The 25,289-nt window shown below is 56.6% G+C and carries 20 protein-coding genes; 14 read left to right on the top strand and 6 right to left on the bottom strand.

Annotated elements, in window-relative coordinates; genetic code table 11:
• The first annotated feature begins 316 nt into the window (after positions 1-316).
• From gcvA to rlmM, 3 genes are read left to right on the top strand one after another with little or no spacing between them, the layout of a single operon-like run.
• Entirely contained in the window at positions 317-1,231 is a 915-nt protein-coding gene (gcvA, locus tag C2U54_RS23580) for a glycine cleavage system transcriptional regulator GcvA (protein ID WP_103180950.1), read from the top strand.
• A 45-nt stretch (positions 1,232-1,276) separates the two neighbouring features.
• Positions 1,277-1,672, top strand: a complete 396-nt coding sequence (locus C2U54_RS23575) for a DUF423 domain-containing protein (protein ID WP_039029918.1) — start codon at positions 1,277-1,279, stop codon at positions 1,670-1,672.
• Entirely contained in the window at positions 1,665-2,765 is a 1,101-nt protein-coding gene (rlmM, locus tag C2U54_RS23570; RefSeq protein ID WP_103180949.1) for a 23S rRNA (cytidine(2498)-2'-O)-methyltransferase RlmM, read from the top strand. Before C2U54_RS23575 ends, rlmM begins: the two co-directional genes overlap by 8 nt.
• Before the next feature lie 91 nt (positions 2,766-2,856).
• Here the strand turns inward: rlmM and xni are convergent, their stop codons facing one another.
• From xni to queF, 5 genes are all read right to left on the bottom strand, one after another.
• Entirely contained in the window at positions 2,857-3,615 is a 759-nt protein-coding gene (xni, locus tag C2U54_RS23565; protein ID WP_103180948.1) for a flap endonuclease Xni, read from the bottom strand.
• Between the two features lie 112 nt (positions 3,616-3,727).
• On the bottom strand, positions 3,728-5,095 hold the full coding sequence (locus tag C2U54_RS23560; protein ID WP_103180947.1) for an L-serine ammonia-lyase: 1,368 nt from the start codon (positions 5,093-5,095) through the stop codon (positions 3,728-3,730).
• 63 nt (positions 5,096-5,158) lie between these two features.
• Positions 5,159-6,448 (bottom strand): HAAAP family serine/threonine permease, encoded by a 1,290-nt coding sequence (locus C2U54_RS23555; RefSeq protein WP_103180946.1) that lies wholly within the window; start codon positions 6,446-6,448, stop codon positions 5,159-5,161.
• Between the two features lie 550 nt (positions 6,449-6,998).
• Positions 6,999-8,363 (bottom strand): nucleotide 5'-monophosphate nucleosidase PpnN, encoded by a 1,365-nt coding sequence (gene ppnN, locus C2U54_RS23550; RefSeq protein WP_103180945.1) that lies wholly within the window; start codon positions 8,361-8,363, stop codon positions 6,999-7,001.
• Positions 8,364-8,479: 116 nt separating this feature from the next.
• Positions 8,480-9,322 (bottom strand): NADPH-dependent 7-cyano-7-deazaguanine reductase QueF, encoded by an 843-nt coding sequence (gene queF / locus C2U54_RS23545; RefSeq protein ID WP_103180944.1) that lies wholly within the window; start codon positions 9,320-9,322, stop codon positions 8,480-8,482.
• Between the two features lie 68 nt (positions 9,323-9,390).
• Between queF and syd the strand changes: the two genes are divergently transcribed.
• The 8 genes from syd (at position 9,391) to C2U54_RS23505 (ending at position 17,899) form a co-directional block, all read left to right on the top strand.
• Positions 9,391-9,936 (top strand): SecY-interacting protein, encoded by a 546-nt coding sequence (gene syd, locus C2U54_RS23540; RefSeq protein WP_103180943.1) that lies wholly within the window; start codon positions 9,391-9,393, stop codon positions 9,934-9,936.
• Positions 9,937-10,568: 632 nt separating this feature from the next.
• Positions 10,569-10,895, top strand: a complete 327-nt coding sequence (locus tag C2U54_RS23535; protein WP_103180942.1) for a YqcC family protein — start codon at positions 10,569-10,571, stop codon at positions 10,893-10,895.
• Positions 10,892-11,686, top strand: coding sequence for a tRNA pseudouridine(65) synthase TruC (gene truC / locus C2U54_RS23530; RefSeq protein WP_103180941.1), 795 nt, complete (start codon positions 10,892-10,894; stop codon positions 11,684-11,686). The genes C2U54_RS23535 and truC overlap by 4 nt, the downstream gene beginning before the upstream one ends.
• A gap of 3 nt (positions 11,687-11,689) precedes the next feature.
• Entirely contained in the window at positions 11,690-12,139 is a 450-nt protein-coding gene (locus C2U54_RS23525) for a flavodoxin (protein WP_103180940.1), read from the top strand.
• A gap of 484 nt (positions 12,140-12,623) precedes the next feature.
• The gene (gene gudP / locus C2U54_RS23520) at positions 12,624-13,976 is read left to right on the top strand and encodes a galactarate/glucarate/glycerate transporter GudP (protein WP_103180939.1); all 1,353 of its coding nucleotides are present in this window, start codon (positions 12,624-12,626) and stop codon (positions 13,974-13,976) included.
• Positions 13,977-13,978: 2 nt separating this feature from the next.
• Entirely contained in the window at positions 13,979-15,319 is a 1,341-nt protein-coding gene (locus C2U54_RS23515) for an enolase C-terminal domain-like protein (protein ID WP_103181129.1), read from the top strand.
• Between the two features lie 12 nt (positions 15,320-15,331).
• Positions 15,332-16,672 carry a glucarate dehydratase gene (gene gudD, locus C2U54_RS23510; RefSeq protein WP_168192060.1) on the top strand — a complete coding sequence of 447 codons (1,341 nt, stop codon included), beginning with the start codon at positions 15,332-15,334 and terminating at the stop codon, positions 16,670-16,672.
• An 87-nt stretch (positions 16,673-16,759) separates the two neighbouring features.
• Positions 16,760-17,899: a glycerate kinase gene (locus C2U54_RS23505; protein WP_103180937.1), complete on the top strand. Its 1,140-nt coding sequence runs from the start codon at positions 16,760-16,762 to the stop codon at positions 17,897-17,899.
• 38 nt (positions 17,900-17,937) lie between these two features.
• On the opposite strand, the gene barA is transcribed toward C2U54_RS23505, so the two are convergent.
• Positions 17,938-20,709 (bottom strand): two-component sensor histidine kinase BarA, encoded by a 2,772-nt coding sequence (gene barA, locus C2U54_RS23500; RefSeq protein ID WP_103180936.1) that lies wholly within the window; start codon positions 20,707-20,709, stop codon positions 17,938-17,940.
• A 57-nt stretch (positions 20,710-20,766) separates the two neighbouring features.
• Here barA and rlmD point away from each other — a divergent pair, with 57 nt between their 5' ends.
• From rlmD to mazG, 3 genes are all read left to right on the top strand, one after another.
• On the top strand, positions 20,767-22,065 hold the full coding sequence (gene rlmD, locus C2U54_RS23495) for a 23S rRNA (uracil(1939)-C(5))-methyltransferase RlmD (RefSeq protein ID WP_103180935.1): 1,299 nt from the start codon (positions 20,767-20,769) through the stop codon (positions 22,063-22,065).
• A 52-nt stretch (positions 22,066-22,117) separates the two neighbouring features.
• Positions 22,118-24,355, top strand: a complete 2,238-nt coding sequence (gene relA, locus C2U54_RS23490) for a GTP diphosphokinase (protein ID WP_103180934.1) — start codon at positions 22,118-22,120, stop codon at positions 24,353-24,355.
• A gap of 69 nt (positions 24,356-24,424) precedes the next feature.
• Positions 24,425-25,216, top strand: coding sequence for a nucleoside triphosphate pyrophosphohydrolase (gene mazG, locus C2U54_RS23485; protein WP_103180933.1), 792 nt, complete (start codon positions 24,425-24,427; stop codon positions 25,214-25,216).
• The last annotated feature ends 73 nt before the right edge of the window (positions 25,217-25,289 follow it).

The raw sequence follows: 25,289 nt of genomic DNA, 5'->3' as shown, positions 1-25,289 counted from the left end.
GCGGTGCTACATTAATCACTATGGACAGACAGGGTAAATGTACAGGAAGTGAAAAGGTGGTAGTTTTCCTACCGTGGTCTGAATCGCAGACCAATTGCAAACACAACAACACAACATCACAACCGTAAGCCAAAAGCCCATCAGAACACGCATTCCAAAAAAAAGCTTTTCGTTCCGGCTCAGGAAGTGCCGCCACTATAGGTATTTGCTGGTAGTTCCTCAACGGACAATTTATAATGGCTCAGATAAAAAAAACTAATAGGTTAAACGTTGTTTCCTGTTTGTTAAAAGCTGTTAACATCTAAGCCAGATAACCATGTCCAAGCGATTACCACCACTTAATGCATTACGTGTATTTGATGCTGCTGCGCGCCATCTGAGCTTCACGCGCGCGGCCGATGAGCTTTTTGTGACGCAGGCCGCAGTCAGTCATCAAATCAAGTCCCTTGAGGATTTTCTGGGCCTCAAGCTGTTCCGCCGCCGCAACCGTTCCCTGCTTCTGACGGAAGAGGGGCAGAGCTATTTTCAGGATATCAAAGAGATATTTTCCCAGCTTACCGAGGCTACCCGTAAGCTGCAGGCGCGCAGTGCCAAAGGGGCACTGACGGTCAGTTTATTGCCAAGTTTTGCCATTCAATGGCTGGTGCCGAGACTCTCAAGCTTTAACTCAGCTTATCCGGGAATCGACGTTCGCATCCAGGCGGTCGACCGTCAGGAAGAGAAGCTGGCAGACGATGTCGACGTAGCGATTTTTTATGGCCGGGGCAACTGGCCAGGGCTACGTGTTGAAAAATTGTACGCAGAATATTTGCTGCCGGTCTGCTCGCCACTACTCTTAACAGGCGAAAAAGCGTTAAAAACGCCGGACAATCTGGCGCAACACACGCTTTTGCATGATGCTTCTCGCCGCGACTGGCAAACGTATACCCGGCAGCTCGGTCTTAACCATATCAATGTGCAGCAGGGGCCCATCTTCAGCCACAGTGCGATGGTGTTACAGGCTGCCATCCACGGACAGGGCGTGGCGTTGGCAAACAACGTGATGGCGCAGTCCGAAATTGAGGCTGGCCGCCTGGTCTGCCCTTTTAATGATGTTTTGGTCAGCAAGAACGCATTTTATCTGGTTTGTCATGACAGTCAGGCAGAACTGGGTAAAATAGCCGCGTTTCGCCAGTGGATCCTGGCAAAGGCGGCCAACGAGCAAGAAAAATTCCGCTTTCGGTACGAGTAATACTTTCTTTTGCGTGCAGGGCGCGCATAACTTCAGGACAGAAACATGACCAGCCGTTTTATGCTGATTTTCGCCGCGGTGAGTGGCTTTATTTTTGTTGCGCTGGGCGCCTTTGGCGCACATGTATTACGCAAATCCCTGGGTGTGGTGGAGATGGGCTGGATCCATACCGGTCTGGAATATCAGGCGTTTCATACCCTGGCAATCTTCGGACTGGCTGTGGCGATGCAGCGTCGCATCAGCATCTGGTTTTACTGGAGCAGCGTATTTATGGCGCTGGGCACCGTGTTGTTCAGCGGTAGCCTCTATTGCCTTGCGCTGTCGCATTTACGCCTGTGGGCGTTTGTTACCCCGGTGGGCGGCGTCAGCTTCCTGGTCGGGTGGGTATTAATGTTAATCGGTTCGTTCCGTCTGAAACGCAAGGGCGTTGTTCATGAATAAAGTTGTCTTATATTGTCGCCCGGGCTTTGAAAAAGAGTGTGCCGCGGAAATTACTGATAAAGCCGCGAAGCGTGAAGTCTTTGGTTTCGCTCGCGTGAAAGAGAATGCGGGCTACGTTGTTTTCGAATGCTATCAGCCCGAAGATGCCGATAAACTGGTTCGCGAACTGCCGTTCAGCTCGCTGATTTTTGCCCGTCAGATGTTTGTGGCTGGTGAGCTGCTGCAGGATCTGCCGCCAGAGGATCGTATTACCCCTATTGCCGGTATGCTGCAGGGCGTTGTGGAGAAGGGCGGTGAGCTGCGCGTTGAGGTGGCCGATACTAACGAAAGCAAAGAGCTGATGAAGTTCTGCCGCAAATTCACCGTGCCGCTGCGCGCCGCACTGCGTGACAGCGGCGTGCTGACCAACTACGAGACGCCAAAGCGTCCGGTGGTGCATGTCTTCTTTATCGCCCCGGGCTGTTGCTACGCCGGGTATTCCTATACCACCAACAATTCGCCGTTTTACATGGGGATCCCGCGTCTTAAGTTCCCGTCCGACGCGCCGAGCCGTTCCACCCTCAAGCTGGAAGAGGCGTTCCATATCTTTATTCCGGCCGACGAGTGGGATGAGCGTCTGGCAAACGGGATGTATGCGGTGGATCTGGGGGCCTGTCCGGGGGGCTGGACCTATCAGCTGGTGAAACGCAACATGTGGGTCTACTCCATTGATAATGGCCCGATTGCGCAAAGCCTGATGGACACAGGCCAGGTGACCTGGCTGCGCGAGGATGGTTTCCGCTATCGTCCGAACCGCAATAACATCTCGTGGCTGGTGTGCGATATGGTAGAAAAGCCGGCCAAGGTGGCCGCGCTGATGGCTACCTGGCTGGTCAACGGCTGGTGCCGCGAGGCGATTTTCAACCTCAAGCTCCCGATGAAAAAGCGCTACGAAGAGGTTTCCCAGAACCTGGCATACATCCAGACCCAGCTTGCAGAGCATGGCATCAATGCGGAGATCCAGGCGCGTCAACTGTACCACGACCGCGAAGAGGTTACCGTGCATGTACGCCGCTGGTGGGCTGCCGTAGGTGGCCGTCGCGACGAGCGGTAATCTGTACAACGCCCGGAGGCGCTACGCTTACCGGGCCTACAACACCCCTCGTCCCGCAGGCCCGGTAAGCGCAGCGCCTCCGGGCATGACGTCACACTCGCTCTAACCTGAGCTGCTGCAAATTCCCGTCTAGCTGTAAATCCGTCTGCAATCGCGCCACGTCCCGGCAGATAAAGGCCATCTCTTTGTGCGCCTCCAGCTTTTTGCGCCACTTCTCCGGCACCTCATCCAGACGGGCGTAAATCCCTTCCAGATCCTGAAAATCAGCCAGCAGTTGGGCGGCACTTTTCGGGCCAATGCCCGCCACGCCCGGCACCCTTGAGCTGCTGATCCCCGCCAGTCCCCAGTAATCCGGCAGCTGCTGGGGTGATACGCCAAACTCACTGGCGATAAAGGGCGCGTCGAGCCAGCGTTTCTGAAAATAGTCGCGAATGCGAATGGTAGGGGAAAGCAGCTGACAATAGCCTTTGTCTGTCGAAACAATGGTAGCCTGATGGCCTGCACTGGCCACTTTGACCGCCAGAGTCGCCGCGAGATCGTCGGCTTCGTTGCCCTCAGCACCCCAGCAGGGAACCCCTCGCTGCTCAAAGGCGGCGCGTATCACAGGCATTTCGGCGTGCAGATCGTCCGGCATCGGCGCGCGGCCAGCTTTGTAATCCGGCAGACGCTGGTGACGCCAGCCGCTGTTGCGGGCTTCATCGTCAAAAACGGCAACCGCATGGCTGGGCTGGCTGTGACGAATAAGCTGCTCCAGAGCATGCAGGCAGGTATCCTTGCAGGGGGTGCCCTGTACCGCATGAATGCGGCGGATAAGATTCAGCGCGTCGACAATAAGCAAATGAACAGCCACAGATAATCCCTCTTATATCCAGTGGATTAAGGGTAACACCGTCGGCAGAATGAAACTACGAGAGGCGGGAAGAACGGGAAGGAGCCTCGCAAAACAAGGCTCCTTTTGAGGCTTAGTCGCAGGTCACGATCTTCATCGCCAGACCACCGCGAGAGGTTTCACGGTATTTGGCGTTCATATCTTTACCGGTTTCATACATGGTCTCGATCACTTTATCGAGGCAGACGCGCGGCTCGCTGGTGCGGCGCAGCGCCATACGTGCGGCGTTCACCGCCTTCACGGAGGCAATGGCATTACGCTCGATACAGGGCACCTGCACCTGGCCGGCAACCGGATCGCAGGTCAGACCGAGGTTATGTTCCATGCCAATTTCTGCCGCAATGCAGACCTGCGCCGGACTGCCGCCCAGCAGCTCTGCCAGACCCGCTGCCGCCATGGAGCAAGCCACGCCCACTTCGCCCTGACAGCCCACTTCGGCGCCAGAGATCGAGGCGTTCATCTTATACAGCGAGCCAATGGCGCTGGTTACCAGCAGATAGCGGGCCAGTGAGTTGGCGTTTACTTCGCGGATAAACTTGTCGTAATAAGCCAGCACCGCAGGAACGATACCGCAGGCACCGTTCGTTGGGGCCGTTACTACGCGGCCACCCGCGGCGTTCTCTTCGTTCACCGCCAGCGCGAACATATTGATCCAGTCCACGACCGCCATCGGATCGCTGGTGGTTTTATCGCTGCTCACCAGCATACGACGCAGGGCCGCAGCACGGCGTGGAACACGCAGTTTACCGGGCAGCACGCCCTCGGTGGTGATACCGCGCTCAATACCGCCGCGCATCACTTCCCAGACGTTAGCAAAGTGCTGCTCCAGTTCCTCTTTGCTGTGTAGCGCCAGCTCGTTTTTCATCATCAGGCCGGAGAGGGAGAGGCCGCTCTCCTGGCAATGACGCTGAAGGTCGGCAGCCGTTTTATACGGGTACGGCACCGCGACAGGCGCGCTCTCTGGCTGCCCAAAATGGTCTTCGTCGACGATAAAACCGCCGCCGATAGAGTAATAGGTTTGGCTGTAAATCGCCTTGTCGCCTGCCAGCGCGGTGATGCGCATACCATTTTCGTGCAGCGACAGGTTGTCGGCGTGGAAATTCATGCAGCGATCAACCGGGAATTCAACTTCATGCTCACCGTTGGCCAGCAGCAGTCGGCCATGGGTGTTAACGTCCTGGATAAAGCCCGGGATGGCGTCAATATCAACACTATCCGGCATGTTGCCCGCCAGGCCCATAATGATGGCGATATCGGTATGGTGACCTTTGCCGGTCAGCGACAGGGAGCCATAGACATCTACAACCACGCGGGTGGTGTCGTGCAGTATTCCGCGCGCAATAAGATCGTCCGTGAACTGTTTACCTGCTTTCATTGGCCCGACGGTGTGCGAGCTGGAAGGACCAATACCAATTTTAAAAATATCGAAAACGCTAATCATGATGCGTCCGTTGCTTTACGTCAGAGGAGTAGATTGCGCCATCCGAAGATGGCGCGGGAGGCATTACGCGAACAGCGAATAGAAGATAGCGGAGATAGCAATCAGACCCATAACCACAACGAAGACGTTGCTGATCTGGCCGCTGTATTTACGCATCGCTGGCACTTTCTGAATGGCGTACATCGGCATCAGGAACAGGATCATCGCGATGACCGGGCCGCCCAGGGTTTCGATCATGCCGAGGATGCTCGGGTTCAGGGTCGCAACCGCCCAGGTGGTCAGCAGCATGAACAGCGCAGTGATTTTGTTCAGCTTGTTGATTTCAATGCTCTTACCTTTGCCACGCAGAGATTTAATTACCATACCGTTAAAACCTTCACGTGCGCCCAGATAGTGGCCGAGGAAGGATTTAGTGATAGCGATAATGGCAATGATTGGCGCCATCCAGGCAATCACCGGGGCATTAAAGTGGTTCGCCAGGTAAGAGAGAATCGAGATGTTCTGCTCTTTCGCTGCCGCCAGATCCGCCGGGGAGAGGCTCAGTACGCAGCTGAAGACGAAGAACATAACGGTCAGCACCATCATCACGTGAGCGCGAGCCAGGATGCTGGAGCACTTCTTCTCGGCGCCCTGGCCGTACTCTTCACGCTTCGCCACGGCGAAGGAGGAGATGATCGGCGAGTGGTTAAAGGAGAAGACCATTACCGGGATTGCCAGCCAAAGGGTCATCCACAGGCCATTACCGGTGGCGGACGCGCTGCTCAGGGAGAGGGTTTCCAGCGCTGCGCCGTTCCACTGAGGGATCAGGTAGCAGGCCAGCACCATCAGGGCGATAACGAACGGGAACACCAGCACGCTCATCGCTTTTACAATCATCTGCTCACCGAAGCGCACGATAGTCATCATGCCGACAATCAGGATCAGCGACAGAATGGCGCGCGGTGGCGGCGTCATGCCCAGCTGGTGGGTCATAAAGCTGTCAACGGTGTTGGTGATAGCCACGCTATACACCAGCAGGATTGGGTAGATGGCAAAGAAGTAGAGCAGGGTAATCAGCTTACCTGCGCCAATCCCGAAGTGCTCTTCAACCACTTCAGTGATGTCTTCGCCCGGATTTTTGCCGGATAGCACAAAACGGGTCAGGCCGCGGTGTGCGAAGTAGGTCATCGGGAACGCAATGATTGCCATGATGATCAGCGGAATTAAGCCGCCAACACCCGCGTTAATAGGCAGGAAGAGAACACCAGCGCCGATTGCTGTGCCGTACAGGCCAAGCATCCACATTGTATCGGTTTTACGCCATCCGCTTCGGGTTTCAATCGAAGCAACGGTGCTGGTTTGAGTGGTTTCCATCTGTGTCTCCAGGAAGTAGCTAATGTCAGGTTTCTGGTCAAATTCGATGCAAAAAGGGCTAATCGTAATATGAAATTCGCTCAGTGACGGTTTTTATATAATTTTTCTCCGTAACTATCGGCGGGCGGAAAGATACATTTTCGTAATGGATCTATCAGTGATCCCGATCTCAAATGCAATAATCTACTTTTGAGGTGGATATCTTTAGACCATTTATCTGCTAATAAAACATCACAGCGAATTTCTGGGCGCGAAGGCTAACATTAACGATATGTAGCGTGATAGAGAGCCCGGGAATATAGGTGTCATACGCTGTAAAAGTGAGTTTTTAGAGGATTTTTTCGTGATTTAAGACGTTTGTAGCTAATAAATAACGCTTAGAAATTGTACGTAATCGTTTGCGTTTGGTTATCTAAACGCAAAAAGATAAGTTACGGTGATATCTCAAGCCACGCCATGTGGCTGAAGGGAATAAAAAAGCCGGGCGGCTGAAGGCGATTCCCGGCGGGGGAGAGTGAGAAGGTGCCCGACACGCAGCCGGGCACGGGTGTTATGCGCAAATCTCGTAGCAGGGGATGTAGGCGCTGCCCGGAAGTTTCATACGATGCTGAGCGACAAAGCCCTGGAGCAGATCGTCCATGCGGCGCATCATTTCGCGGTCGCCATGAATTTTATAGGGACCAAACTCCTCGATGGCCTGGATACCCACCTCTTTAACGTTACCGGCCACGATGCCTGAGAAGGCGCGACGCAGATCGGCGGCCAGCGTTTCAACCGGCTGATCGGGGTAGAGCTTCAGGTTAGCCATATTTTCATGGGATGGCTCAAACGGGATCTGCAGATCGGGCGAAATACGGATCGACCAGTTAAAGCTGTAGGCATCCCCGGTATCCCGGCGGTTCTCTTTCACCAGCGGCATGGCCTTTTTCATCTGGCGTGCCACTTCTGCGGCATCGTCAATAATAATGCGATAGTGACGACGGGCCGTTTCTCCCAGCGTATGCACAATGAACTCATCCAGGACGCGGAAGTAGTCGGCGCTCTCTTTCGGGCCGGTGAGGATCAGCGGCAGCACCTGATCGTGGTTTGCCGGATGCATCAGAATGCCCAGCAGATAGAGCAACTCTTCTGCTGTCCCTACGCCGCCCGGGAAGATGATAATCCCGTGGGCGATACGGACAAACGCCTCCAGACGTTTCTCAATGTCCGGCATGATGATCAGTTCGTTAACCAGCGGATTGGGTGGTTCAGCGGCGATAATAGACGGCTCGGTCATACCGATGAAGCGGCCCTCTTTGTAGCGCTGCTGCGCATGGCCCACTGCCGCTCCCTTCATTGGCGCCTCCATCGCACCCGGGCCACAGCCTGTGCAGATGTTCAGCTCGCGCAGACCCAACTGGGTGCCCACGCGACGGGCGTAGAGATATTCGGTTTCGTTAATGGAGTGACCACCCCAGCACACCACCATGCTTGGCGCTTCGCCCACGTGCAGAGCACGGGCGTTACGCAGAATAGAGAAGACCAGGTTGGTAATATGAACGGAGCTTTCCAGGTTCAGATGCTGAAAACGACCGGCGTTATTGATCTGGCCGTTCACAAACAGGATATCGCGCAGGACCGCAAACAGGTTGGCCTGCAGCGCACGAATGATGCGCCCGTCAACAAAGGCCTCTTCTGGCGGGTTAATCAGTTCCAGCTTTACGCCACGTTCGCGGCGCAGGACATTGATATCAAAGCTTTCAAAGCGCGACAGCAACTCTTTGCTGTTGTCGGTGAGGCTACCGGAGTTCAGAACGGCAAGTGAACAGTTGCGAAACAATTGATAAAGATCGCTGCTGGCCGTGCTCTTGAGCATGTCCACTTCCAGCTGCGACAACATATCCATTGAGCCAAGCGGGCTAATATGTGTAATCAAGTGAGCTCCTTACGGGACGTTTATCGTCTTTCCCCGTTGATTACAATAGCCCTGGCTTATGACCTTTCACAACCTAAAGCGCGGAACATACCGCGCATATTATAAATTTATTTATTTTACTGACGTACTAACCGACCGATGGCAGGAACAAAATCGGTATTGCTGCGCCACGGGTTGATATCCAGTCCGCCGCGTCGGGTATAGCGGGCATAGACGCTGAGCGCCTCCGGCTGGCAGAAATGAAGAATATCGTTGAAGATGCGCTCCACGCACTGCTCGTGGAACTCATTGTGGTTACGGAAGGAGACCAGGTAGCGCAGCAGCTTCTCACGATCGATTTTTGCCCCGCGATACTGGATCTGCACCGAACCCCAGTCAGGCTGATGGGTAATCAGGCAGTTGGATTTGAGCAGGTGGCTGACCAGCGTCTCTTCCACCACTTTGCCGCTGGCACTCTTTTCCAGCCACGCGGTGTCAAACTGATAGTTGTCAATCTCAATATCTTGATCGTCGATGCAGGTGCCGTGGAAGTGGGCGATGGGCTGGCCTTCAAGCTCATCAATCCGGTAGAGCGCCACCGTGACCTTGCCCTGGGCACAGGCGCTTAAATCCCTCTCCAGAGTGCGCTGTACCGCTTCCCAGCTCTCAAAGCGGGTCTGGTTAAAGCTGTTGAGGTAGAGCTTAAAGCTTTTGGACTCCACCAGATTGACGCTGGTGTAATCCAGCTCAACATGACCCACTGCCACCTGCGGTAAACCGCGGGCGTTAAGCCAGGAGAGCTCGTAGAGCGTCCAGATATCTCCGCCGTGGAAAGGCAGGGCATCGGCCTTCAGGCCCAGCGGATCGCGGTTGAGGCTGCGCGGCACACCCTGCAACAGGCTGGCATCGTAGATGTCGCGGTAGGCTGTGCTTTTGCCCAGCGTCAGGCCCGATAAGGCATCATGGTTTTCGTAAGACATGTTTCATTGTCACTTTAAAGGTAAACTATGGGCTGAGTGTATCCTGGCTTATATGAAGAGAGAAACCGGTGGATAAAGAGACTGCTGCTGCGTTAACCGCATTTACCACGCGTTACTGTGACGCCTGGCATGAACAGAAAGCGTCATGGCCGCAAAGCGAAGAGCTGTACGGCGTGCCTTCACCCTGCATTATCACCTCTTCCGGCGAGACCGTGACCTGGCAGCCGCAGCCGTTTACCGCTGAGCAGAGTGTAAAAGCCATTGAACGTGCCATGGACATTGTGGTACAACCTCCGGTTCACGCGTTCTATACCACACAGTTCGCCGGGGATATGTGCGCTCGCTTTGATAATGAAGCGATGACGCTGCTGCAAACCTGGAGCGAAGAAGACCTGCTGCGCGTGCAGGAGAACCTGATTGGGCACCTTGTTACTCAGAAGCGCCTGAAGCTATCGCCAACGTTGTTTATCGCCACGCTCGACAGTGAAATGGACGTTATCTCTGTCTGCAACCTTACAGGTAACGTGATAAAAGAGACGCTGGGTACGCAGAAGCGTCAGATCCTCTCCGCTTCCCTTGCGGATTTTCTTAATCATCTTCATCCCGTCGTGTAATCCTGCATACTACTGCGCGTGTGAGAGATCTCTTACAGAGTTTGTGAGAGATCGCCCTTATTAGTTGAATGCTTTAACCATCCCGCTATTTAATAATCACTAATTTATCAGTAACTTGTCTTTTTAAAACGCTTAGCACAGATACGCAAACTTTTTAATTTGGCTTACGTAGTACCTTGTAAGACGAAGCGGAATCATGGATTCTATCTCCGTCGACAGGAAGCCGACACAAGAAACGAACATCAGGATGATGACGTTTCTTAATAAGGACACGTCAGGAAGACGCTACAAGGAAGGCTTCAGGATGAAGCAAGAGGATCACGCAGGACGCGTTGAAGGACACCTCCAGGAAGGAGAATGAGAGCCGGTACAGATGTCCGGTGGGTCAGGAAGACCAGGACGCTTCAGGAAGAAGCAGTCACATCAGGACGATGTGCGCAGGATGCAGCGGTCAAGGGAAGACCAGGCCTTAGGGTCAGAGGAAAAGTTGTCACGGATGAGCAGGGAGCACTAAAAGTAGCTGGATTGCTACGAAACGAACCGGGAGCACTGTTTTTACAGTGCTCCCTTTTTTTATTTCTGCGTGGTCTTTGCTATGCTGCGCGCCGTTCACATTTTCAGTTGAGGTTTGTATGACCCATCACGACAACGTGCGCGCGCAACTGCACGCCATTGAAGCTTTACTGCGCGACCATCAGCTGTGGCAGGAGACGGCGCCGCAGCCAGAGGCTTTTGAGAGCACGCAACCTTTCTGTATGGATACCCTGGAGCCGTTTGAGTGGCTGCAATGGGTCCTCATTCCCCGCATGCATGCACTGCTCGACAGCGGCCATCCGCTACCCCAGAGCTTTGCCGTGGCGCCCTATTATGAAATGGCGCTGGACGCTGCTCATCCGTCACGCGACGCGGTGCTGGCCGTGCTGCTGGCCCTCGATACGCTCTTCGGCGACGAAGCATGATCGAGATCCTCTATCAGGATGAGTGGCTGGTCGCTGTTAATAAGCCCTCCGGCTGGCTGGTGCACCGTAGCTGGCTGGACCGGGATGAAAAAGTGGTGGTGATGCAGACGGTGCGCGACCAGATCGGTCAGCATGTCTTCACTGCCCACCGTCTGGACAGACCCACTTCCGGCGTTCTGCTGATGGGGCTCTCCAGCGAGGCCGGTCGACGTCTGGCGCAGCAGTTTGAGCAGCATCAGATCCAGAAACGCTACCATGCGATTGTCCGGGGCTGGCTGACAGAGTGCGCCACGCTCGATTACCCCCTGACGGAAGAGCTGGATAAAATTGCCGATAAGTATGCCCGCGACGACAAAGGCCCGCAGCCCGCGGTAACCGACTATCGCGGCATGGCGACCACTGAAATGCCCGTTCCCACCAGTAAGTTTCCCACCACGCGCTATAGTCTGATTGAACTGGAGCCGAAAACCGGGCGTAAGCACCAGCTGCGACGCCACCTTGCCCATCTTCGCCATCCGATCATCGGCGACAGCAAGCATGGCGACTTGCGGCAAAACCGCAGCGCCGCGGAGCATTTCGGCTGCCATCGTCTGATGCTACACGCCAGCCAGCTGCAACTTATCCATCCGTTTACCGGCAAGCCACTGACGATCCGGGCCGGGCTGGACGAGGTGTGGATGCAGGCGTTGTCACAGTTTGGATGGCGCGGACAACTCCCCGAAAATGAAAGGGTTGAGTTTGACGTAACCAACGTTCAGGATGATCGGAACGAGCGTTTAATCAGGGAGTAAAACATGGCGGTAATCGGAATTTTTGTCGGCACGATGTACGGTAACTCGCTGCTGGTGGCAGAAGAGGCCGAAGCGATTCTGGCAGGCATGGGTCATAAAGCCACGGTCTATGAAGATCCCGATCTGGCCGACTGGGAAAAATATCAGGGCCAGTATGTGCTGGTGGTCACCTCGACAACCGGGCAGGGCGATCTCCCGGACAGCATTGTTCCGCTATTCCAGGGAATTAAAGATAAGCTGGGTTATCAGCCGGAAATGCGTTACGGCATTATTGCGCTCGGTGACAGCACTTACGCGAATTTCTGCGGTGGCGGTAAGCTGTTCGACGCTCTGTTACAGGAGCAAAGCGCGCAGCGCGTGGGTGATATGCTGATGATTGACGCCTCTGAACACCCTGAGCCGGAAGGCGAATCCAATCCCTGGGTTGAACAGTGGGGCACATTGCTAAAATAAGTTCCTGCCCTCCCTGAGCGGAGGGCCAGAACTCTTTGCCAGTTAACAAAGCGACCATGCAGCCAGTATAAGTTAACTGAATCGAGTAAGCTTTGGGCAATCGCCCGTAAATCCTCATCTGAAGCGCGGTTATTAGCAGGCATTTTCACTGCGTCAAGCGACCTGTTTCACACTCCCGTTATTCCCTGGCACTGGCCTCCCCCTTACGGGCAGGCAGTTTTCATTTCCGTGAAGTCTCTTCCATTGTCCTGGGCTTTTGCCACAAACAACCGCACAGAGCCGTGCCAATGTTGTGTTGATGCACGGTGAGAGGGGCCAGGTTCCTTTCTTATACTTTTTCCGCCAGTTAATAAAAATGCAGTCAGTAAGGCGAAACGACCTACATGTTCGAACTGCAAAAACACATACACGTCATTCTGATTACCCTACGGTTGAGCTGTTCAGAATGAACGTAGCGAAAACGCTATGATTCAGGAGTGCAAGAATGAGTTCATTAAGCCAAGCGGCGAGCAGCGCTGAAAAGCGTACTAACGCCCGCTACTGGATAGTGGTGATGCTGTTTATCGTCACATCCTTCAACTATGGCGACCGCGCCACCCTGTCGATTGCCGGTTCAGAAATGGCAAAAGATATCGGTCTGGATCCGGTCGGTATGGGGTATGTTTTCTCGGCATTTTCATGGGCCTATGTTATCGGCCAAATTCCTGGCGGTTGGCTGCTGGATCGCTTCGGTTCAAAACGCGTCTATTTCTGGTCCATTTTCATCTGGTCCATGTTTACCCTGCTGCAGGGCTTTGTCGATATCTTTAACGGCTTTGGCATCATTGTCGCGCTCTTTACCCTGCGCTTCCTCGTCGGGCTGGCAGAAGCCCCATCCTTCCCCGGCAACAGCCGAATCGTGGCTGCCTGGTTCCCGGCTCAGGAGAGGGGAACGGCGGTCTCCATTTTTAACTCTGCACAATACTTTGCCACCGTCATCTTTGCGCCCATCATGGGCTGGCTGACGCACGAGGTGGGCTGGTCGCATGTGTTCTTCTTTATGGGCGGTCTGGGCATTGTGATCAGCTTTATCTGGCTGAAAGTGATCCACGAACCGAACCAGCATCCCGGCGTAAACCAGAAAGAGCTGGACTACATTGCCGCAGGCGGCGCGCTGATCAACATGGATCAGGCGAGCAGCAAAGCGAAAGTCCCCTTCAGCCAGAAATGGGGCCAAATCAAACAGCTGGTGGGTTCCCGCATGATGCTCGGGATCTATCTCGGCCAGTACTGCATCAACGCCTTAACCTACTTCTTTATTACCTGGTTCCCGGTCTATCTGGTGCAGGCGCGCGGCATGTCAATTCTGAAAGCCGGGTTTGTCGCCTCCGTTCCGGCAATCTGCGGCTTTGTCGGCGGCGTACTGGGCGGGGTAATTTCCGACTGGCTGATGCGTCGTACTGGCTCGTTGAATATCGCCCGTAAAACGCCAATCGTGCTGGGTATGCTGCTCTCCATGACGATGGTGATGTGTAACTACGTGAACGCCGAGTGGATGATTATCGGCTTTATGGCGATGGCCTTCTTCGGTAAAGGTATCGGGGCGCTGGGCTGGGCGGTGATGGCAGATACCGCGCCGAAAGAGATCAGCGGTCTGAGCGGCGGTCTGTTCAACATGTTCGGCAACATCTCCGGGATCGTCACCCCGATCGCCATTGGCTACATTGTCGGTACCACCGGTTCGTTCAACGGGGCGCTGATCTACGTCGGTATCCATGCCCTGGTAGCGGTACTGAGCTACCTGGTCCTGGTGGGTGATATCAAACGTATCGAGCTGAAACCTGTTACGGAGCGTTGATGATGAGTATGCAATCCAGCCCTGTCGTCACTGAAATGAAGGTTATCCCGGTTGCCGGCCAGGACAGTATGCTGCTGAACATTGGCGGCGCGCATAACGCCTGGTTTACCCGTAATATCGTGGTACTGACCGATAACGCCGGGAATACCGGCGTAGGTGAAGCGCCTGGCGGCGAGGTGATCTACCAGACCCTGGTGGATGCCATTCCGCAGGTGGTGGGTCAGGAGGTGGCGCGCCTGAACAAAGTGGTGCAGCGCGTACACAAAGGCAACCAGTCTGCCGATTTCGATACGTTCGGCAAAGGTGCCTGGACCTTTGAGCTGCGGGTGAATGCGGTGGCGGCGCTGGAAGCGGCGCTGCTGGACCTGCTCGGCAAAGCGCTGAACGTGCCGGTGTGTGAACTGCTCGGCCCTGGAAAACAGCGCGATGCGGTCACCGTGCTGGGCTATCTCTTCTACCTGGGCGATCGCACCAAAACCGATCTCCCTTACCTGGAACGTTCGCCGGGCAGCCACGAGTGGTATCACCTGCGCCATCAGGAGGCGCTCTCCAGTGAGGCGGTGGTGCGTCTGGCGGAAGCGGCGCAGGATCGCTACGGCTTTAAGGATTTCAAACTGAAAGGCGGCGTTCTGCCGGGCGAGCAGGAAATTGAGAGCGCCCGCGCCCTGAAAAAACGCTTCCCGGATGCCCGCATTACCGTGGATCCCAACGGCGCCTGGCTGCTGGATGAAGCTATCGCCCTGTGCAAAGGGCTGGGCGATGTCCTGACCTACGCCGAAGATCCGTGCGGCGCCGAGCAGGGTTTCTCTGGCCGTGAGGTGATGGCGGAGTTCCGCCGCGCCACGGGCCTGCCGGTAGCGACCAACATGATCGCCACCAACTGGCGCGAGATGGGACATGCGGTCATGCTCAACGCGGTCGATATTCCGCTGGCGGACCCGCACTTCTGGACCCTTTCCGGCGCGGTACGGGTGGCGCAGCTGTGCGATGACTGGGGCCTGACCTGGGGTTGTCACTCCAACAACCACTTTGATATTTCGCTGGCGATGTTTACCCATGTCGGTGCCGCCGCACCGGGCACGCCGACCGCTATAGACACCCACTGGATCTGGCAGGAAGGCGAAGCGCGCCTGACTAAAAATCCACTCGAAATTAAACACGGCAAGATTGCCGTACCTGACGCTCCGGGGCTTGGCGTGGAACTTGACTGGGATCAGATCCACAAAGCGCATGAGGCGTATAAGAAACTGCCAGGCGGCGCGCGTAATGACGCAGGCCCGATGCAGTACCTTATCCCCGGCTGGACCTTTGACCGTAAACGCCCGGCGTTCGGTCGCCACTGATTAAAGGATGGAATTATGAGCACGTCTACTACTCCTGTTGTGACCTCCATGCAGATTATCCCGGTCGCGGGTCATGACAGCATGCTGATGAACCTGAGCGGCGCCCATGCCCCGTTCTTCACCCGTAATATTGTGATTATCAAAGATAACGCCGGTCACACCGGGGTAGGTGAAATCCCGGGTGGCGAGAAGATCCGTAAAACGCTGGAAGATGCGATCCCGTTAGTGGTGGGTCAAACCCTGGGCGCCTATAAAAACGTTCTTAACGCCGTCCGTAACGAATTTGCCGACCGTGACGCAAGTGGCCGCGGGTTGCAGACCTTCGACCTGCGCACCACTATCCACGTGGTGACCGGTATTGAAGCGGCGATGCTCGACCTGCTGGGCCAGCATCTGGGCGTTAACGTCGCCTCCCTGCTGGGTGACGGGCAGCAGCGCACCGAAGTTGAGATGCTGGGCTACCTGTTCTTTGTGGGCAACCGCAAGCTGACCCCGCTGCCGTACCAGAGCCAGCCGGATGAGCAGTGCGACTGGTATCGCCTGCGCCATGAAGAGGCGATGACCCCTGATGCGGTGGTCCGTCTGGCGGAAGCCGCCTACGAGAAGTACGGCTTTAACGATTTCAAACTCAAGGGCGGCGTGCTGGCGGGTGAAGAAGAAGCCGAATCGATCATTGCGCTGGCGAAACGCTTCCCACAGGCGCGCGTCACCCTCGATCCAAACGGCGCATGGTCGCTGGACGAGGCGATCCGCATCGGTAAACGTCTGAAGGGCGTGCTGGCCTATGCGGAAGATCCGTGCGGTGCCGAGCAGGGCTTCTCCGGGCGTGAAGTGATGGCCGAGTTCCGCCGCGCCACCGGTCTGCCAACCGCCACCAACATGATCGCCACCGACTGGCGTCAGATGGGGCATACCCTGTCGCTGCAGTCGGTGGATATCCCGCTGGCGGATCCGCACTTCTGGACCATGCAGGGCTCGGTGCGCGTGGCGCAGATGTGCCACGAGTTCGGCCTGACCTGGGGCTCACACTCCAACAACCACTTTGATATCTCGCTGGCGATGTTCACCCACGTGGCCGCTGCCGCGCCGGGCAACATCACCGCCATCGACACCCACTGGATCTGGCAGGAGGGCAACCAGCGCCTGACCAAACAGCCGTTCGAAATCAAGGGCGGTATGGTGCAGGTACCAACCACACCGGGTCTGGGCGTGGAGCTGGATATGGATCAGGTGATGAAGGCGCACGAGCTCTACCTGCAGCACGGTCTGGGCGCACGCGACGACGCGATGGCGATGCAGTACCTGATTCCGGAGTGGACCTTCAACAACAAACGCCCTTGCATGGTGCGTTAAGTCCGGTGCCGGTTCCTGCGGGAGTCGGCATTATCTCTTGCGTGACGGGTGTATGCTTATGGTAGTCAACATGCGTAAGGACGGCTTATGAAAATAGTGATCGCACCGGACTCTTACAAAGAGAGCCTGAGTGCCCTGGCAGTGGCAACGGCGATAGAGCAAGGATTTTGCGAGATTTTCCCCACGGCGGAGTACGTGAAACTGCCGGTTGCCGATGGCGGGGAGGGCACCGTGGAAGCGATGGTCGCCGCCACCCAGGGTGAAATTATTCAGGTACGCGTAACGGGGCCGCTCGGCGAGCATGTTGACGGTTTTTATGGCCGCTCCGGCGATGGAAAAAGCGCATTCATCGAGATGGCGGCGGCCAGCGGTCTGGAGCTGGTTCCCCCGGCCCAGCGCAATCCGCTGAAAACCACCTCCTGGGGAACCGGGGAGCTGATCCGCCATGCCCTGGATGCAGGCGTAAAACATATCATCATTGGGATTGGCGGCAGCGCCACTAACGATGGCGGCGCAGGGATGGTGCAGGCGCTTGGTGCGAAACTGCTGGACGAACAGGGTCACGCCATCGGTCCCGGCGGCGGTGAACTGGAAAGGCTGGCACGTATCGATATCAGCGGTCTGGATAAACGACTGACGGCGTGCCGCATTGAGGTGGCATGCGATGTCACTAACCCGCTGACCGGCGACAATGGCGCGTCCGCCGTGTTTGGTCCGCAAAAGGGGGCGACCTCAGAGATGATCGTGCGCCTCGATCGCGCGCTGACGCAGTATGCCCGGATCATCGCCCGCGACCTGGACGTTGACGTGCTCGGGCTGGCGGGTGGCGGCGCGGCGGGCGGTATGGGCGCGGCGTTGTATGCGTTTTGCGGCGCGCAGCTGCGCCAGGGTATTGAAATCGTCACCGATGCGCTCAATCTCGACGGCCTGGTGGCCGATGCCGATCTGGTGATCACCGGCGAAGGGCGGATCGACAGCCAGACCGTTCATGGCAAAGTGCCGGTAGGGGTGGCGAAGATTGCCAAACGCTACAATAAACCGGTCATTGGCCTCGCGGGCAGCCTGACGGCGGACGTCGGCGTGGTGCATGACCATGGCATCGACGCGGTGTTCAGCGTGATTTATACCGTCTGTACGCTGGAAGAGGCGCTGGAAGAGGCCGAAGAAAACGTGCGGATGGCGGCCCGCAATATCGCCGCCGTATTAAAAGTGGGAAGGGGGCTGTAATCCCTTCTGTTCCCCCTCTTCCTGTCGGGAGAGGGGCCTTACGACCCCAGCACCTTCATCGCTTCCCGCGTGACGTTATCCATCTCATCCAGCAACTCCAGGAACTCCGGCTCCAGCTCGCTTTCCGGCGTACCGGAACGTAACTGCTGCTCCAGCAGCTGACAGAGATTCTTAAGACGCGGCACCCCGCTGTACCCGCAGCTGCCGTGCAGCTTATGGATCGCCCCGACCAGGTCTTCCGGGTTTTCTCCCACCAGTTGTTCTTCCACTTTATTGCGGATCTCTGGCAGGAACGCGACCAGCATCTGCAGCATCTCCCGCGCGAGGTCATTTTTGCCCGCCGCCTGACGCAGCGCCAGCTGCCAGTCGAGGGTGGCACTGACGTTAGTCACAATCTCCGGGGCCGCCGGCGGAATCTCCGGTGCGGGGATCCAGTTGCCTGTGGTAGGGCCGGGTTTGTAGCGCAGCAGCAGGCTGTGCAGTTTCTCTTCTTCAATCGGCTTCGCCAGATAGTCGTTCATCCCGGCGCTCAGCAGCTTCTCCTTTTGCCCCGCCATCGCATGCGCCGTCACGGCAATCACCGGGGTTTGCTGCTGATGAGGAAGCTGGCGAATCAGTTCACAGGCGCGGATGCCGTCCATACCGGGCATCTGAATATCCATCATGATCAGGTCAAACTGCTTCTCCTTCGCTCGCTCCACCGCCTGCAGACCGCTCTCGCACAGTTCGACATGCTGAACCTGATCCTCCAGCAACGCCCCGATCAGCTTCAGGTTGGCGGGGTTGTCATCCACCGCCATCACGGTCATCGGCAGTTTGCTCTCATCGCTGGTAATCGGTGCAATGTGATGGTTCAGACGGCAATATTCCGTCAGCGTTGGCAACAGGCGCGTGGCCGTCAGCGGTTTCAGCAGGCAGGCGGCCGCCCCGTCATGTTTTAGCTCCTCGGCGTTGATCTGGGCATGGCAGGGCAGGGCCAGCAGCAGGTAATCGGTCATCGAGGCCGCTTTCGCCAGCCGCTCCTCCTGCATGGTCAGATCGCCGGTAAAGGTCACCGGGATCCCCAGCAGCAGGATGTCGTAATGGTCAACCGGCAGCGTGGAGAAGTTCGGGCTGTAGACCACCTCCAGCGGCGTCGTGCTTAACACATCGAGGGTGCTTTGCGCGGCGGCGGTATTGGGCTCCACGTACGCCAGCCGTTTACCCTGCAGGCAATCCATGGCCGGACGATCGGTCAGCACGTTCGGGTTCAGGTCGAGGTTGATATGGAACCAGAAGGTCGAACCCCGGTTAGGCTGGCTGTGGAAGGAGATATCGCCCCCCATCTCATTAACCAGTTTTTGCGTGATGACCAGCCCCAGCCCGGTACCGCCGTGGCGGCGGGAGATACTGGCGTCGGCCTGGCGGAAGGCCTGGAACAGCCGGGACTGATCGCGCTCAGGAATACCGATCCCCGTGTCGCGGATCTGCACCTCAATCTGCACTTTGGTATTGCTGATGGAGCGTTTTTCGACCAGCACGTCGATGTTCCCGCTCTCGGTGAACTTAATGGCGTTACCCACCAGGTTGGTGATCACCTGTTGCAGGCGCAGCGGATCGCCAATGACGTTGTCCGGCACATCATTTTTAATGTTCAGCGTAAGCTCCAGCCCCTTGTCGTGGGAGGAGTGCGCCAGTAGGGTGACCACCTCATCCAGGGTGTTGCGCAGCGGGAACGGAATACTCTCGAGGATCAATTTGCCCGCTTCGAGCTTGGAGAAGTCCAGTACGTCATTGATGATCGCCAGCAGGTTGTTGGCGGAGCGTTCAATGGTATGCAGGTGGTCACGCTGGGTCGGGTTGAGCTCGGTTTTCAGGGTCAGGCGAGTAAAGCCAATCACCCCGTTGAGCGGGGTGCGCAGCTCGTGGGACATATTCGCCAGGAACTCCGACTTGATGCGTGCCGCCTCCTGGGCGCGTTTTTTAGCCAGATCCAGCTCAACGTTCTGGATCTCCATCTGCTCCAGCGTTTCGCGCAGGTCGGAAGTGGCCTGATCGACGTTATGCTGCATCTCCTCATGGTATGCCGCCAGCGACATGGCCATTGAGTTGATGCCGTTTTTCAGCATATCCAGCTCGCCGAGCATAAAGCCTTCGACGCGGCTGTCGAGCTGGCCCCGGCGGATCCGGTCGACGGTATTCACCATGTTGCGGATGGGGCTGGTTACATCCCGCATCAGACGCCAGCCGAAGATCAGCGCAATGCCGATACAGAACAGCATCATCACCGTGGAGATAAAGATCTCCCGGTACTGTTGCAGCCGCACGGACTTGAGATCCAGCTCCAGCGCCACATATCCCAACAGATTGTTATTGGGCTTAGCGTCCGACGCGGGAGATTCATCCGGTGAATAGCTTTCCGAAATAATAGGGGTGCGCAGGATCATTTTTTCATCCTGGCGGATCACGCTCAGCCGTTTTGGAAACGCCGTACCATCCGGCAGCTTCAGGGTGTCGGGATCAAGCTGAATATTGGAGGTCACAAACAGATGATTGTTTTGGTCATACACTGAAATCGCCCGCACAATGTCCGAATGACGACGGTGCAGAATGCTGATGAGCTGGCCGATGGGCTCGCGATTTTGCAGGTTCATGCCGTACTCGCTGGAGACCGCGAGCGGCTCAATAATGCTGGCACCGGCGTCCTCGAGCTGACGTTGCAGGTCGTTATAACGGTGCACCACGAAGAAGGTACTCAGCAGTAAACCAATGAGTACGGTAGGGGCGAGGATCAAAATCATCATGCGCGCACGCAGGCTGTAGTTGGTCATGGAGTTCCGTTATGGGACAATTAGAGTCAATATGTTCATTTGAGAAAATTCCCGGCGATGGCGCAATTCTACTCTGCAAAGCGACGCGTGACGACGCGTCAGATCATAACTGTTGAAGTGACAGACCTCGATCCGTTCGGACAGGGGGTGGCGCGCCATGAGGGCAAGACCGTATTTATTCCCGGCCTGCTGCCCCAGGAGCGTGCGGAAATCACCCTGACGGAAGAGAAACGTCAGTACGCACGCGGGCAGGTAAAGCGCCGTCTTAATGATAGCCCGGAACGTGAAACGCCTCGCTGCCCGCACTTTGGCGTCTGCGGCGGCTGCCAACAACAGCACGCCAGCGTCGCGCTGCAGGAGCGCAGCAAAAGCAACGCCCTGGCGCGCCTGCTGAAGCACGACGTTGATGAAGTGATCGCAGATAAACCCTGGGGCTACCGCCGCCGGGCGCGTCTGAGCCTCAATTATCAGCCGAAAACCGCGCGTCTGGAGATGGGCTTTCGCAAGGCCAACTCCAGCGACATCGTTGATGTCAGAGCGTGCCCCATTCTGGTGCCCCGTCTTGAGGCATTGCTGCCAGAGGTGCGCAAATGCCTCTCTGACCTGCAGGGCGTCCGCCATCTTGGGCACGTTGAGCTGGTGCTGGCGAACAGTGGCCCGCTGATGGTGCTGCGCCATACGGCGCCGCTGTCGGCCCGGGATCGTGAAAAACTGGAACGCTTTTCGCATTCTCATGACCTTGCGCTTTATCTCGCCCCGCAAAGCGAGATACTTGAGCAACTGAGCGGCGAAACGCCCTGGTATGATTCAGACGGGCTACGCTTAACGTTCAGCCCGCGCGACTTCATTCAGGTTAACGACGGCGTTAACCAGCAGATGGTCGCGACCGCGCTGGCGTGGCTGGATATTCAGCCGGAGGACCGGGTACTCGACCTGTTTTGCGGGATGGGCAACTTTACCCTGCCGCTGGCAAAACGGGCACGAAGCGTGGTCGGCGTTGAAGGCGTGGCGGCGCTGGTGGAAAAGGGGCGCGATAACGCTGTTCACAATGCGCTGCAAAACGTGACATTTTTTCACGAAAATCTTGAAGAGGATGTTACCCAGCAGCCATGGGCGGCGCACGGTTTCGATAAAATCCTGCTTGATCCGGCACGCGCGGGCGCGCCAGGCGTGATGCAGCATATTATTAAACTGGCGCCCAAACGCGTGGTCTATGTTTCCTGTAATCCGGCAACGCTTGCCCGCGATAGCGAGGCGTTATTAGCGGCGGGTTACCAGATTCAGCGTCTGGCAATGCTTGATATGTTCCCGCACACTGGGCATCTGGAATCAATGGCGTTGTTTGAACACAATTGATGAGTTTCGGCTTGTCGAATTCGACAGGCAGGGGTCCCTAAAGGAGAGGACAATGGTTGCGGTAAGAAGTGCACATCTCAATAAAGCTGGTGAGTTTGACCCACAAAAATGGATCGCAAGTCTGGGGATTGCCAGCCAGCAGTCGTGTGAACGCTTAACCGAAACATGGGCCTACTGTCTGCGCACCACGCAGGGGCATCCCGATGCCGAGCTGCTGCTGTGGCGCGGCGTAGAGATGGTTGAGATCCTCTCCATGCTGAGTATGGATATCGACACCCTTCGTGCGGCTATGCTCTTCCCGCTGGCCGACGCCGAGGTGGTCACAGAAGAGGTGCTGCGCGAAAGCGTCGGGAAATCGATCGTGGCGCTGATCCACGGCGTGCGCGATATGGCGGCCATCCGTCAGCTCAAAGCCACCCACACCGATTCGGTCTCGTCTGAACAGGTGGATAACGTGCGTCGTATGCTGCTGGCGATGGTGGATGATTTCCGCTGTGTGGTCATTAAGCTTGCCGAACGCGTCGCCCACCTGCGGGAAGTCAAAGACGCGCCGGAAGACGAACGCGTGCTGGCGGCGAAAGAGTGCACCAACATCTATGCCCCGCTGGCGAACCGTCTGGGCATCGGCCAGCTGAAATGGGAGCTGGAGGATTACTGCTTCCGCTACCTGCACCCGGCGGAATACAAACGCATTGCTAAGCTGCTGCACGAACGCCGTATCGATCGGGAACACTACATCGATGAGTTTGTCGGCGGCTTACGTAAGTCGATGAAAGAAGAGGGGGTGAAGGCTGAAGTCTATGGCCGTCCGAAGCATATCTACAGCATCTGGCGCAAAATGCAGAAAAAGCATCTCGCCTTTGACGAGCTGTTTGATGTGCGCGCCGTGCGTATCGTTGCCGAGCGGTTGCAGGACTGCTACGCCGCGCTGGGGATTGTCCACACCCATTACCGTCACCTGCCGGATGAGTTTGACGACTATGTCGCCAATCCGAAACCGAACGGCTACCAGTCGATCCATACCGTGGTGCTGGGGCCGGGCGGCAAAACCGTCGAAATCCAGATCCGTACTAAGCAGATGCATGAGGAGTCCGAGCTCGGCATCGCCGCGCACTGGAAGTATAAAGAGGGGCCCACAAGCGGGGCGCGCTCCGGTCACGAGGATCGTATCGCCTGGCTGCGTAAGCTGATTGCGTGGCAGGAGGAGATGGCCGACTCCGGTGAAATGCTCGACGAATTGCGCAGCCAGGTCTTTGACGACCGGGTCTACGTCTTTACGCCGAAAGGCGACGTGGTTGACCTGCCGGCAGGCTCAACGCCGCTGGACTTCGCCTACCACATCCATAGCGATGTGGGGCATCGCTGCATCGGCGCCAAAATCGGCGGGCGTATCGTGCCGTTCACCTACCAGCTGCAGATGGGCGACCAGATTGAGATCATCACCCAGAAACAGCCGAACCCGAGCCGCGACTGGCTGAACCCGAACCTCGGCTATGTCACCACCAGCCGCGGGCGCTCAAAAATTCATGCCTGGTTCCGCAAGCAGGATCGCGACAAGAATATTCTTGCCGGACGCCAGATCCTCGATGACGAGCTGGAGCATTTAGGCATCCACCTGAAAGAGGCAGAAAAATTCCTTCTGCCGCGCTACAACTTTAACGAGCTGGATGAGCTGCTGGCCGCCATTGGCGGTGGGGATATTCGTCTTAACCAGATGGTGAATTTCCTGCAGGCGCAGTTCAACAAACCGAGCGCGGAAGAGCAGGATGCGGCGGCGCTGAAGCAGCTTCAGCAGAAGAGCTACGCCCCCTCGCACCGTGGCAAAGAAAAAGACAAAGGCAGAGTGGTGGTGGAGGGCGTCGGCAACCTGATGCACCATATTGCCCGCTGCTGCCAGCCAATCCCGGGGGATGAGATTGTCGGCTTTATCACCCAGGGGCGCGGGATCTCCATTCACCGTGCGGACTGCGATCAGCTGGACGATTTACAGTCTCACGCGCCGGAACGCATCGTGGATGCGGTGTGGGGCGAGAGCTATTCCGCCGGTTATTCACTGGTAGTGCGGGTCTCAGCCAACGATCGCAGCGGCCTGCTGCGCGATATCACCACCATTCTGGCGAACGAGAAGGTGAACGTGCTGGGCGTCGCCAGCCGCAGCGATACGCGCCAGCAGCTCGCCACCATTGATATGACCATCGAAATCTATAACCTGCAGGTGCTGGGCCGTGTGCTCGGCAAGCTGAACCAGGTGCCGGATGTGATCGACGCCCGTCGTCTGCACGGCGGATAATCGCACCTTCTTTTGTAGGCCGGGTAAGGCGCAAGCCGCCACCCGGCATTTTTTTATCAGGACAAAACTATGACCCAAATCGACCGCCTGCTCGGCATTATGCAACGTCTGCGCGACCCGGAAAACGGCTGTCCGTGGGATAAAGAGCAGACTTTCGCCACCATCGCCCCCTACACGCTTGAAGAGACCTACGAGGTATTGGACGCTATCTCCCGGGAAGATTTTGACGATCTGCGCGGCGAGCTGGGAGACCTGCTATTCCAGGTGGTGTTCTATGCGCAGATGGCCCAGGAGGAGGGACGCTTCGATTTCAACGATATCTGTGCCGCCATCAGCGACAAGCTGGAGCGCCGTCACCCGCACATCTTTGGTGATGCCACCGCCGAAAACAGTACCGAGGTTCTGGCCCGCTGGGAACAGATTAAAAGCGCGGAACGGGCTGAAAAGTCGCAACATTCGGCGCTGGACGATATTCCGTTAAGCCTGCCGGCGCTGATGCGCGCGCACAAGATTCAGAAACGCTGCTCGACGGTGGGGTTTGACTGGACATCCTTAGGCCCGGTGCTCGACAAAGTGCATGAAGAGATTGACGAGGTGATGCACGAAGCGCAGCAGGCGGTAGTGGACCAGGAGAAGCTTGAAGAGGAGATGGGCGATCTGCTGTTTGCCACCGTCAATCTTTCTCGTCATCTGGGCGTCAAAGCCGAAATGGCGCTGCAGAAAGCGAACCTCAAATTCGAGCGCCGCTTCCGGGAAGTGGAGCGCATTATCGCGGCGCGCGGCCTGGAAATGACCGGCGTGGACCTCGACGCGATGGAAGAAGTCTGGCAGGAAGTAAAACGCCAGGAATCTGATCTCTAACGGGTTTTTGCGATCAAGCGCAATTTGTGTGATTTTTTAAATGACAAGCGCTTGATTTGCGTCAAAAACATTT

This window comes from Leclercia sp. LSNIH1, assembly GCF_002902985.1.
In the GTDB taxonomy this organism is placed as follows: Bacteria; Pseudomonadota; Gammaproteobacteria; order Enterobacterales; family Enterobacteriaceae; genus Enterobacter.
This window is presented reverse-complemented; position numbering and strand designations above follow the sequence as displayed.

Bases quoted from the DNA above. Each gene is read 5' to 3' on its own strand.
- gcvA (WP_103180950.1), top strand. From the start codon at position 317: ATGTCCAAGCGATTACCACCACTTAATGCATTACGTGTATTTGATGCT.
- C2U54_RS23575 (WP_039029918.1), top strand. From the start codon at position 1,277: ATGACCAGCCGTTTTATGCTGATTTTCGCCGCGGTGAGTGGCTTTATT.
- rlmM (WP_103180949.1), top strand. From the start codon at position 1,665: ATGAATAAAGTTGTCTTATATTGTCGCCCGGGCTTTGAAAAAGAGTGT.
- C2U54_RS23560 (WP_103180947.1), bottom strand. From the start codon at position 5,095: ATGATTAGCGTTTTCGATATTTTTAAAATTGGTATTGGTCCTTCCAGC.
- C2U54_RS23555 (WP_103180946.1), bottom strand. From the start codon at position 6,448: ATGGAAACCACTCAAACCAGCACCGTTGCTTCGATTGAAACCCGAAGC.
- queF (WP_103180944.1), bottom strand. From the start codon at position 9,322: ATGTCTTACGAAAACCATGATGCCTTATCGGGCCTGACGCTGGGCAAA.
- C2U54_RS23535 (WP_103180942.1), top strand. From the start codon at position 10,569: ATGACCCATCACGACAACGTGCGCGCGCAACTGCACGCCATTGAAGCT.
- truC (WP_103180941.1), top strand. From the start codon at position 10,892: ATGATCGAGATCCTCTATCAGGATGAGTGGCTGGTCGCTGTTAATAAG.
- C2U54_RS23525 (WP_103180940.1), top strand. From the start codon at position 11,690: ATGGCGGTAATCGGAATTTTTGTCGGCACGATGTACGGTAACTCGCTG.
- gudP (WP_103180939.1), top strand. From the start codon at position 12,624: ATGAGTTCATTAAGCCAAGCGGCGAGCAGCGCTGAAAAGCGTACTAAC.
- C2U54_RS23515 (WP_103181129.1), top strand. From the start codon at position 13,979: ATGAGTATGCAATCCAGCCCTGTCGTCACTGAAATGAAGGTTATCCCG.
- C2U54_RS23505 (WP_103180937.1), top strand. From the start codon at position 16,760: ATGAAAATAGTGATCGCACCGGACTCTTACAAAGAGAGCCTGAGTGCC.
- barA (WP_103180936.1), bottom strand. From the start codon at position 20,709: ATGACCAACTACAGCCTGCGTGCGCGCATGATGATTTTGATCCTCGCC.
- rlmD (WP_103180935.1), top strand. From the start codon at position 20,767: ATGGCGCAATTCTACTCTGCAAAGCGACGCGTGACGACGCGTCAGATC.
- relA (WP_103180934.1), top strand. From the start codon at position 22,118: ATGGTTGCGGTAAGAAGTGCACATCTCAATAAAGCTGGTGAGTTTGAC.
- mazG (WP_103180933.1), top strand. From the start codon at position 24,425: ATGACCCAAATCGACCGCCTGCTCGGCATTATGCAACGTCTGCGCGAC.